Annotated in this window: 7 protein-coding genes; all 7 read left to right on the forward strand. The window is 69.3% G+C overall.

The genetic code is table 11. From position 1 onward, the window contains the following. Positions 1-143: 143 nt before the first annotated feature. The 7 genes from C468_RS05335 to C468_RS05365 all read left to right on the forward strand — a co-directional run bounded on the left by C468_RS05335 (position 144) and on the right by C468_RS05365 (position 9,029). Positions 144-1,835 carry an ATP-binding cassette domain-containing protein gene (locus tag C468_RS05335; protein ID WP_008847853.1) on the forward strand — a complete coding sequence of 564 codons (1,692 nt, stop codon included), beginning with the start codon at positions 144-146 and terminating at the stop codon, positions 1,833-1,835. A 162-nt stretch (positions 1,836-1,997) separates the two neighbouring features. Next, the gene (locus C468_RS05340; RefSeq protein WP_008847854.1) at positions 1,998-3,302 is read left to right on the forward strand and encodes an ABC transporter substrate-binding protein; all 1,305 of its coding nucleotides are present in this window, start codon (positions 1,998-2,000) and stop codon (positions 3,300-3,302) included. A gap of 5 nt (positions 3,303-3,307) precedes the next feature. Further along, a complete protein-coding gene (locus C468_RS05345; RefSeq protein WP_008847855.1) occupies positions 3,308-4,321 on the forward strand; it encodes a branched-chain amino acid ABC transporter permease in 1,014 nt (337 codons plus the stop codon). Next, positions 4,314-5,393 (forward strand): branched-chain amino acid ABC transporter permease, encoded by a 1,080-nt coding sequence (locus C468_RS05350; protein ID WP_008847856.1) that lies wholly within the window; start codon positions 4,314-4,316, stop codon positions 5,391-5,393. The genes C468_RS05345 and C468_RS05350 overlap by 8 nt, the downstream gene beginning before the upstream one ends. Further along, positions 5,383-6,711 (forward strand): MmgE/PrpD family protein, encoded by a 1,329-nt coding sequence (locus tag C468_RS05355; RefSeq protein ID WP_008847857.1) that lies wholly within the window; start codon positions 5,383-5,385, stop codon positions 6,709-6,711. The genes C468_RS05350 and C468_RS05355 overlap by 11 nt, the downstream gene beginning before the upstream one ends. 72 nt (positions 6,712-6,783) lie before the next feature. After that, on the forward strand, positions 6,784-8,181 hold the full coding sequence (locus tag C468_RS05360) for an MmgE/PrpD family protein (RefSeq protein WP_008847858.1): 1,398 nt from the start codon (positions 6,784-6,786) through the stop codon (positions 8,179-8,181). A gap of 71 nt (positions 8,182-8,252) precedes the next feature. Further along, positions 8,253-9,029, forward strand: a complete 777-nt coding sequence (locus tag C468_RS05365) for an IclR family transcriptional regulator (protein ID WP_008847859.1) — start codon at positions 8,253-8,255, stop codon at positions 9,027-9,029. Positions 9,030-10,196: the final 1,167 nt, after the last annotated feature.

Genomic DNA, 10,196 nt, shown 5'->3' on the forward strand with positions numbered 1-10,196 from the left:
TACCGAAACGGGCACACGGCGGCTACCGAAACGGACACGCCGCGGCTACCGAAACGGACACGCCGCGGCTACCGAAACGGACACGCGAGGGTGTCACTGACAGGCAGGAAAACGTTTATTCGCACGTGCGGTGACGTTCGGGTGTGACTCGCCCGATCTTAGAGACCGAGGGGCTGACCAAGCGGTTCGGCTCCCTCGTCGCAAACGACAAGCTCTCCGTGACTGTCGAGGAGGACACGATCCACGGCATTATGGGGCCGAACGGCTCCGGGAAGTCGACGTTCTTCAACACCGTCACCGGCTTCTACCGCCCCGACGGGGGCACCGTCCGGTTCGACGGGGAGGACGTGACCGGATGGAAGCCCGACGAGATCGCCCGGCGCGGGCTCGCGCGGACCTTCCAGATCCCGTCGCCGTTCGAGGACCTCACGGTCAAAGAGAACATGCTCGCCGTGTTCACCGGGGGGCTCCGCTCCGGCGTTCGGGTCCCCGAGGAGAAGCGCGCCCGCGCCGACGAGCTGCTCGAACTCCTCGAGATCGACCACGTCGCCGACCAGGAGGCCGGCGGGGTCTCCGGCGGGCAGGAGAAGCTGCTCGAACTCGGCCGCATCCTGATGCTCGAACCGGCCTGCGTGATGCTCGACGAGCCCACGGCGGGGGTCAACCCCTCGCTTCGGAACCGGCTGCTCGACCACCTGGAGACCCTCAACGACCGCGGCACGACGTTCGTGATCATCGAACACGACATGCGCGTCATCGCGGACGTCTGCGACCGCGTCACCGTGTTCAATCAGGGACAGGTCCTCGTCGAGGGCGACTTCGAGTCGGTGACGGGCGACGAGCGCGTGCGCGACGCGTACCTCGGCGGCGCGGCCGAACACGACGCGTCGCTGGAGACGCTCATCGGCGAGGAGTCGACCGAGTCCCCCTCGGAGGGGGCCGCGGCCGACACCGGGGCGACCGCCGACGCCGAGCCCGCGGCCGAGGACGCGTCGACGGAACCGACGCCGGCCGCCGGCGGCGGAGCGATCCCGGCCGGCGGCGAGGCCGCCGGGTCAGCGGCGGCGGCCACCGCGTCGAGCGCCGCGTCCGCGCTCTCCGGAGTCGGGGCGGAGCCCGACGGGGAGCCGTGGCTCGTCGGCGAGGACCTCGTCAGCGGCTACGGGAACCACCGGGTCGTCGACGGCGTCTCGGTGGAGAGCCGGGACGGCGTGACCTGCGTCTTCGGGCCGAACGGGTCGGGGAAGTCGACGCTTTTGAAGACGCTCGCCGGGGTCGTCCCGGCGTGGGAGGGGCAGGTCACGCACCGCGGCGTCGACGTGACCGGCAACCGGCCGGCCGAGAACGTCCACCGCGGCGTGACGATGCTCCCGCAGGACGGCGGGATCTTCGGCAACCTCACCGTCCGCGAGAACCTCCTCCTCGGCGGCTACACCGTGGGCGACGGGGCGGTCCGCGAGGAGCGGTTCGATGAGGTGCTGTCGTCGTTCCCGGAGCTCGAGGGCAAGCTGGACGATCGAGCTCAGTCGCTGTCGGGCGGCCAGCAGATGATGCTCAGCTACGGGCGCGCGATGATGACCGGCGCGGAGGTGTACCTCCTCGACGAGCCGTCGAGCGGCCTGGCTCCCTCCCTCATCGATCAGGTGTTCGAGATGACGCGGCGCCTCGTCGAGAGCGGCGCGCAGGTGGTCCTCATCGAGCAGAACGTCCGCGAGGCGCTGCGGATCGCCGACTACGTCTACATCCTGGCGCAGGGCCAGCTCCAGTTCGAGGGGACCCCGGACGACCTGACCGACGAAGACGACCTAGTCGAGCTGTACCTCGGTCTCGACTGAACCGCCCGACTGCTCTCGTCTCGGTCTCGACCGCACCGCCGGATCGCTCCGGTCTCGACTGACTGTTTCTCCCACCGATCTCGACCGCCTGTCACGATCCGCGCTAGCGATCACAATTTTCCGTAACAAACTATATGTGCACCCGTCACACACAAGACGTGTATGGGAGACAATCCCGCAGATAGTGTCAGTAGACGGTCGTTTGTCAAGTACAGCGGCGCGGCCGGGGTCGCCGGTGCGCTGGCCGGCTGTAGCAGTACCGGCGACGGCGGCGACGGCTCCGACGGGGGCGATGGAAGCGACGGCTCCGACGGCTCTGACGGCTCTGACGGGAGCGACGGCGGTGACGCACCGGACGAGGTGATCATCGGATCCAACCACCCGCTGAGCGGCGCGCTCAGCAACACCGGCGAGCGGATGGACCAGGCGGTCAAACTGGCTGCGATGCTGAAGAACGAGTCGGGCGGGGTCGAGTCCCTCGACGGCGCGGAGCTCAGCGTCGTCAGCGGGGACAACGAGGGCGCACAGGAGCTCGGCGGCGAAGTCGCCCAGGAGCTCATCGACGAGGGCGCGAGCGTGCTGACCGGCTGCTACTCCTCGCCGGTGACGAGCGCGGCGACCCGGACCGCGGAGAGCGCGGGCGTGCCGTTCGTCATCTCGGTGTCGGTGGCCAACTCGATCCTCCAAGAGACGGAGCTGAACTACGCGTACCGGCCCCAGCCGCCGGCGGACCAGATGGCGATCGACCACGCCCGGCTCCTCGCCGAGTCGATCCGGGACGCCGGCGAGGAGATCGAGACCGCGGGGCTGTTCTACATCGACATCAGCTTCGGCCAGTCGATCCGCGACGCCCTCCGGGAGGAGCTCCCGGCCAACGACATCGAGATCGTCGCCGAGACCGCCTACGAGCCGGGCGACACCGCAGACACGCAGGTCACGTCGCTCCGAGACGCGGACCCCGACGCGGTGATCGCGACCACCTACCGGTCGGGGACGATCGAGCTCGTCAACGCGATGGATAACCAGGACTACCGGCCGGACTACCTGACGGGCTGTTCGAACGCGGCGATGAACGACATCAGTGCGCTCGAAGAGATGGGCGACACCGTCGAGGGTGGGTTCGCGACCAACTTCGCGCTCGACCCCACCTCCGACCGCGCCGCAGAGGTCCGCTCGCGCTTCGAGTCGGAGTTCGACTCCGGGTTCGACGCGAACGTCGCGATGACCTACGCGGCCACCGAAGTCATCATCGCGGCGATCGAGGAGGCCGGCTCGGCCGACCCCGAGGACATCAACGACGCGCTCGGCGGGATCACCGTCGAGAACCACATCGCGGCGATGCCGCCGATCACCTTCGCCGACAACGGTGAGAACGAGAACGCGCTCGCTCCGCTCTTCCAGATCCAAGATCTCGAGGACCGCGTGGTCGCCCCCGAGGAGTTCGCCGAGACTGACGTGCAGTTCTGACTCACATGCTCTCCTCGTTTCTCCCTGACGCCTGCTGTCGAGAAGCGGCCGCCGGTGCGCCAGGGGCCGCCGACCCGCTCGGAGGCCTCGCCGCCCTCGCGGGCACGGTCGACGCGACCGCGGCACAGGCCGTCCTCGGCATCTCGCTTCCGTCTCCGACGATATTCGCCCAGTACTTCGTGTTCGCAGTGCTGCTCGGCGGGATATACGGGCTCGTCGCGCTCGGGCTGACGATGATCTTCGGCGTGATGGACGTCATCAACTTCGCACACGGGGCGCTGATGGTTGTCGCGATGTACACGGTGCTGGTGTTCTCGAACGCCACGGGCCTCTCGCCGTTCTTCGCCATCCCGTTTGCGGTCGTGTTGCTGTTCGTCCTCGGCGTCCTCATCTACCGGTCGACGATTGCGCCGATCATCGACGCGCCACAGGAGAACCAGCTCATCGTCACCTTCGGGGTCCTGCTGATCCTCATCAGCGGTGTCGAGATGGCCTTCGGCTCCGACCCCCGACAGCTCGGACTCGAGCTCGGCTCCCTCAACATCTCCGGCGTGTTCGTTCCGCAGGGGCAGCTGTACGCGCTCGTCATCGCGCTCGTCGCGCTGACCGCCACGTGGCTGTTCCTCCAGCGGACGATGCTCGGTCGCGCGATCCGCGGGACCGCGGACAACCGCGACGGCGCGCAGTACGTCGGGATCGACGTCCCGCGGATCGACGCGCTCACATTCGGGATCGGCGCCGCGCTGGCTGGGCTCGCGGGCGGCGTCATCCCGCTGTTTCAGTCGTTCACGCCGGCGCTCGGCGACCAGTACCTGATAAACGCGTTCGTCGTGGTCGTGCTGGGGGGGCTCGGCTCCTTCCCCGGCGCGTTCGTCGGCGGGCTCATCATCGGCTTCATCCAAGTGTTCGGCTCGGCGTACCTCGACGGCTCCTCTTACCAGATCCTGATATTCCTTGCCTTCATCCTCGTGTTGCTCGTGAAACCGGAGGGACTGCTCGGAGGGAGCGCCGATGAGTAACGCGCTCTCCAGGGCCATCGAGCGGTACGGCGCGTTCCGCGACGAGTGGTACGCGCTCCCCGTCCTGGTCGCGGTGAGCCTCGTCGTGCTCGCGGCGATGCCGTTCCTCCGACAGCTCGCGCTGTTCGGCGTCGCTCCGCTGGGCTGGATCAGCCTGAACATGCTCATCGTCACGCTCGTCTGGGCGACGACCGCGCAGGCGTGGAACATCATGTCCGGATACACCGGACAGTTCTCGTTCGGACACGCCGCGTTCTTCGGACTCGGCGCGTACGCGACGATCCTCCTGACCAGCACCTTCGCGATCTCCCCGTGGATCGGGATGCTGATCGGCAGCACCCTCGCGGGGATGTACGGCCTGCTGATCGGCGCGTTGACCTTCCGGTACGAACTCGAGGGTCACTACTTCGCGCTGGCGACGCTGGCGTTCGCGGAGCTGCTGCGGTACGTGTTTACGAACGTCCCGCAGCTCGGCGGCGCCAGCGGGTTCTTCAGGCCGCTCGCGCGCGAGTACGCCGACGGGCCGGGGCTGGCCGCGTTCCAGTTCACTGGCGACCTGCCGTACTACTACCTCATCCTCGGGTTCCTGACCGTCGTCACCGTCGTCTCGCTCGCGATCAACCGGTCGCAGCTCGGCTACTACCTGTTCGCGATCCGCGAGCGGGAGCAGGCCGCGGCCGCCATCGGCGTCCCGACCTACCAGTACAAGCTGCTGGCCGTCGCCGTGAGCGCATTCTTCACGGCGTGGCCCGGGGCGTTCTGGGCGATGTACTTCAACACGATCCGACCGACGACGGTGTTCGAGCTGCTCGTCAACGTCGAGATCCTCCTGCCGGCGATCGTCGGCGGGATCGGCACCGTTCTCGGCCCGATCGTGGGGGCACTCATCGTCATCCCCGTCGGCGAGTTCGTGCGCCAGTCCTTCTCCATTCCCGGGCTGAACAACGCCGTCTACGGGGTCATTCTCATCGCGATCGTGTTGTACAGCCCGAAGGGCGTCGTCTCGTGGCCGTCCCGGTTCGTCGAACTGCTCCGGTCGCGCACCGACCTGTTGGACGACGATGGCGCCTGAGCCCGAACGCGAGCTGGCGACGTTCGCCGCGGAGCTGGAGACGGGGGCGATCCCCGACCGGGTCCGCGACCGCGCCGGGCTCACGATCGCCGACACGCTCGGCGCGATCGTGGCGGGGTCGACCGACGACGCGGTCGGCGCGCTCGCGCGGCGCTGGACCGACGGCGTCTCCGGCGGGGCGACGGTGCTCGGCGCCGACGGCGGCGAGACGGTCCCGCCGCTGGCGGCGCTGTGCAACGGCGCGGCGGGGACGGTCCTCGAGCTCGACGAGGGGCACCGGTTCGCCGCCGGCCACCCCGCGATCCACGTCTTGCCCGCGCTGTTGGCCGACGCGGAAATCGGGTACGGCGACAGCGACGCGTTCGTGCGCTCGTTCGTCGCGGGCTACGAGGTGGCCGTCCGGACCGCTCGCGCGCTCGGCGCGCTCCGGTCGGGATACCACCCGCACGGGGTGTGGGGCGCGGTCGGCGGCGCGGCCGCGGTCGCCCGCTCGCGTGGGCTCGACCCGGGGACGACGCGGTCGGCCATGGCCATCGCGGCGAACTACGCGCAACACACCCGGTTCGAGGCGGCGACCGAGGGGGCGACCGTGCGGAACGCCTACGCCGGCATGAGCAACCTCGCGGCGCTGGTCGCCGTCGATCAGGCCGAGGCCGGGTTCGGCGGCCTGGAGAACGGGGTCGCGCGGCACCTCGAACACGCCGCCGAGAACGAGGTCGACGCGCCCGCTCTCGCCGCCGACCTCGGCGACCGCTGGGAGCTGGAACACGGCTACTTCAAGATCCACGCCGCGTGTCGGTACACCCATCCGGCGCTGGACGCCGTCGCGGCCCTCCCGGACGGGGTGGACCCGACCGCGGTGGAGTCGGTGCGCGTCGAGACGTACCCGGCGGCCGCGCGGCTGACCGAGCCGCGACCGCGGAACCAGCTGCAGGCGAAGTTCTCGATCCCCTTCGCGGTCGCGACGGCGCTGTTGCGCGGCGACTCCGGGCCGCCCGCGTTCGCGGACGAGGCGATAACCCCCGAGGCGATCGCGCTCGCGGAGCGCGTCACCGTCGCCGTCGACGACGAGATCGCCGCCCGAGCCCCCGAACAGCGGGGCGCGCGGGTTACCGTCGAGACGGCCGACGACCGCCTCTCGCGGGAAGTCGTCGCCCCGCGAGGCGGCGAACACGACCCGTTCGACGAGGCGCGGCTCGAATCGAAGTTCCGGGAGCTGGTCGCGCCCGTGATCGGCGAGGACCGGGCGGCCACGCTCTGGGAGAGCGCCAGGGCGCCGGAGCCGCCGCGCGTCCTCTGTACGCTCGCCCGACGCTGACCGCGACGCGGTCCGCGCTCCGACGCCCGCCGCGGCCCATACGCTTTTGAGTGCGACGCGCGTCTCCCGACCATGGCAACTCGACACACACGAGAGTGGGAGCGAGCGGTCGCCGCGTTCCTCGCGTCGCCCGTCGACGACGAGGCCCGCGAACACGGGCGGGCGGTGGTCGCGGACGTGCTGGCGGCCGCCGTGGCCGGGTCGGCGGCGCCCGGCGTTGCGGGGGTCGCGAGCGACGGCGCGTTCGCCGACGGGGCGGCGTCGATCCTCGGGACCGACCGGCGGGTCGCGCCGCCGCAGGCCGCCATGACCAACGCCGCGGCCGCCATCGCACAGGAGGTCGAGGAGGGACACAACACGGGCGGCCACGTCGGGGCAGGGATCGTCGCCGGCGGGCTCGCCGCCGCGGAGGCGAACGACGTCGACGGCGAGGCGTTCGTCGACGCCTGCACGCGGGCGTACGAGGTCTGCGTCCGGCTGGAACGGGCGATCTTCGCGATGAAAGACCGGATGAACGACGCCATTCCGTGGCTCGTCCGGAACCCGCACTCGACGTGGACGACCGTGGGACCGGCGGTGACGAGCGCGCTCTGTCTGGACGCGACCGCCGAGGAGCTGTCGGAGGCGTTCCGGATCGCCGCGAACCTCGCGGTGGTCTCGATGCACGACCCGTACGCCGAGGGCGCGCCCGCGCGGAACTTCACCGCCGGCTTTTCGGCGCAGGCCGGCGTGACCGCGGCGCTGACCGCGCTCGCGGGGCTGGAGGGCTCGCGCGCGGCGATCGAAGAGGTGTACGACCCCTTCGAGGAGCTCCTGCCGGACGGGTTCGCCGCCCAGTTCGAGACGCTCGGCGAGGAGTGGGCGATCGCGGAGCACTACGTCAAGCCGTACCCCTCGTGCCGGTACACCCACCCCCCGCTCGACGCGCTCCGCGAGGCGGTCGACGGGCGGACCGCGGAGGGGCGGCCGGTCGACCCGAGCGCCGTCGAGTCGATCACGGTCCGGACGTTCGCCAACGCGACCGACATGTCCCACGCCGAGCCCGAGACGATGACCGCCGGGAAGTTCTCCGCGCCGTACGTGCTGGCGACGTACCTCTGTCGGGGGCGCGTCGACCTCGACGGCTTTACGGCCGAGGCGCTGGCCGACGAGACCGTCCGGTCGGTCGCCGCGCGCGTCGATCTCCGCGAGGACGACGCGTACGAGGCGGCGTTCCCCGAGTCGTGGGGGGCGAGCGTTACGGTCGAGCTGCGCGACGGCACGGCGCTGACCGGCTCGCGCGACTACCCCCGCGGCGAATACCGCGACCCCATGCCCGACGCCGAGTACCGCGAGCGGAACCGCGCGCTACTGGCGCACGGACTCGCCGGCGGCCGGCGCGACGCGGTCCGGATCGATGAGGCGCTCGACGCCCTGGACGCGGTCGCGGAACGCCCGGTCCGCGAGACGGTCGCCGCGCTGCGACCGTAACACAGAACAGTCGTTCTGTTGAGCGGAACACACGCGACAGATACATTACCACCCCCCGCGTTGCTCCGGGTATGGCACGCGACGACACACCGAACGCGGCGTCGGTCGGCGCGACAGAACGATCGTTCCGTATCCTCGAACGCCTCGGCGAGCGGCAGGGGTGCGGCGTCTCGGAGCTCGCGGAGTCGCTGTCGACCTCGAAGAGCACGGTGCACAACCACCTCCAGACGCTCAAGGAGCTTGGGTACGTCGTGCAGGAGGGCGACGAGTACCGGCTCGGGCTGCAGTTCCTCGGGCTCGGCGACCGCGCGCGCCAGCACCACGACCTCTACCACGTCGCCAAGCCCGAGACGGACAGCCTGGTCGAGGCGGTCGGCGAGCGCGCGCAGGTGATGGTCGAGGAGGACGGCGTCGGCATCTACGTCTACCAGTCGCTCGCGGACCAGGCGGTGCGGACCGACTCGCACATCGGGACCGTCGTCGACCTCCACGCGACCTCGGTCGGGAAGGCGTACCTCGCGCACCTCCCCGACGACCGGCTCGACGCGGTGCTCGACCAGGTGGCGTTCGACGACCAGACGCCGAGCACGCTCACCGACGCCGAGGCGCTGCGGACCGAGCTCGACGAGATCGCCGAGCGCGGCTACGCGTTCAACGACGAGGAGCGAACCGTCGGCATGCGGGCCGTCGGCGCGCCGATCCTGTCCGCGGACGACGGCCGCGTCCTCGGCGCGATCAGCGTCTCGGGGCCGACAACTCGGATGACTGGGACGTGGTACCACGAGGAGGTCCCCGAGATGGTCGCGCAGTCCGCCCAGATCATCGGTATCCGCGCGACGTACTCGTAGCCGTTCCGCGATTCAGAACGATCGTTCATTTTAGTCTCGGTCCCGCGACCCTCGAGCGCTCCCTCGAGCGCACCGCCCCCGGCGATGCGTCGACGAGAGCCGTCGAATAGGCGTTACAGTTGTATAGTCGTAACAGGGAACCGCAGGCGCGGCGGCGGCCGCCTTCGACGTCGCGCGCCCGCCCCACGTCGTTCGTCGACGGGGACGGCCGCAATCGCCCAATCATACCATATTTAAATATATCACAGTAATTAGATATGTTTCCAGATCAGACGGCCGCTCTCCGAGACTGCGGACGGAAACTCGGCCGAGCGGGGTTCGTCGAGATCGCGTCGCGATCGACGACGCACCGGCGCGGCTCAGTCACGGGTGGCAGTACGATATCTGCTTAGACTCCCGAAATAGACGCTCTCAGAAAATCACCGACTGACAAGTCTGAAACCCACGAGGCCAGTCACAGCTCACTGACACGATCACCCACGTTCGGGCAAATCTCAACGGATGCGCCTCCACGATGCGTGTTTTCGGGCTTTTGGGCTCCGTAACGCCGGTCATCTCCGGAGTACATCGCGATGTCACGCGCACTGACGACTGGCACATCTTTCGCAACAGCGATCCCACACTTCCGACACCTCACCGACTTATAAATATATACTAAATCTGGTGTATTCTTTAACTCATCGGTTTTATTAACTACTTCGGGGACGCCGGACGCCTCGACTACGGACTCCGAAGTTCGCGCTGCGCGACGGTCGCTTCGGGGTGGTTCCGGTCGGAGGTGCTCGCAGTCGGCGACGGCGGCGGTCGCTCGGGGTCGGGGCCCACGATAGGCCGTCCGGAACGAGGCCCGATCACTGCTCGCGGACGGGTCTCCTGAGAAATAGTGCGACCGAGCGGCGTCGCGCGCCTCCGTTCGTCCGCGAACCGCCTCGTCCGAGGCGCCGTCGACGGGGACAGAACGGCGACGGCGGCGACGGAGGCGGGATCGGAAGCGAGAACGGAAGCGGAGTTCGGCGGCGCTCCGCCGACATTTATAAGCTCGCGTTCAGCAGTTTTCGAGGCGGAGCCTCCGGCCTCGAGGAGCGAGGGGTTCCGACGCTCAGTCGGAAGCGCGACGCGAGTAGGCCGGAGAGGAAGCCGACACGAACTTTCGCAACCACTATGTTA

The organism is Halorubrum kocurii JCM 14978, from assembly GCF_000337355.1.
Taxonomy (GTDB): Archaea; Halobacteriota; Halobacteria; order Halobacteriales; family Haloferacaceae; genus Halorubrum; species Halorubrum kocurii.

Excerpts from the sequence above, each read along its gene's own strand:
- C468_RS05340 (WP_008847854.1), top strand. The coding sequence starts at position 1,998 with ATGGGAGACAATCCCGCAGATAGTGTCAGTAGACGGTCGTTTGTCAAG.
- C468_RS05345 (WP_008847855.1), top strand. The coding sequence starts at position 3,308 with ATGCTCTCCTCGTTTCTCCCTGACGCCTGCTGTCGAGAAGCGGCCGCC.
- C468_RS05350 (WP_008847856.1), top strand. The coding sequence starts at position 4,314 with ATGAGTAACGCGCTCTCCAGGGCCATCGAGCGGTACGGCGCGTTCCGC.
- C468_RS05355 (WP_008847857.1), top strand. The coding sequence starts at position 5,383 with ATGGCGCCTGAGCCCGAACGCGAGCTGGCGACGTTCGCCGCGGAGCTG.
- C468_RS05360 (WP_008847858.1), top strand. The coding sequence starts at position 6,784 with ATGGCAACTCGACACACACGAGAGTGGGAGCGAGCGGTCGCCGCGTTC.
- C468_RS05365 (WP_008847859.1), top strand. The coding sequence starts at position 8,253 with ATGGCACGCGACGACACACCGAACGCGGCGTCGGTCGGCGCGACAGAA.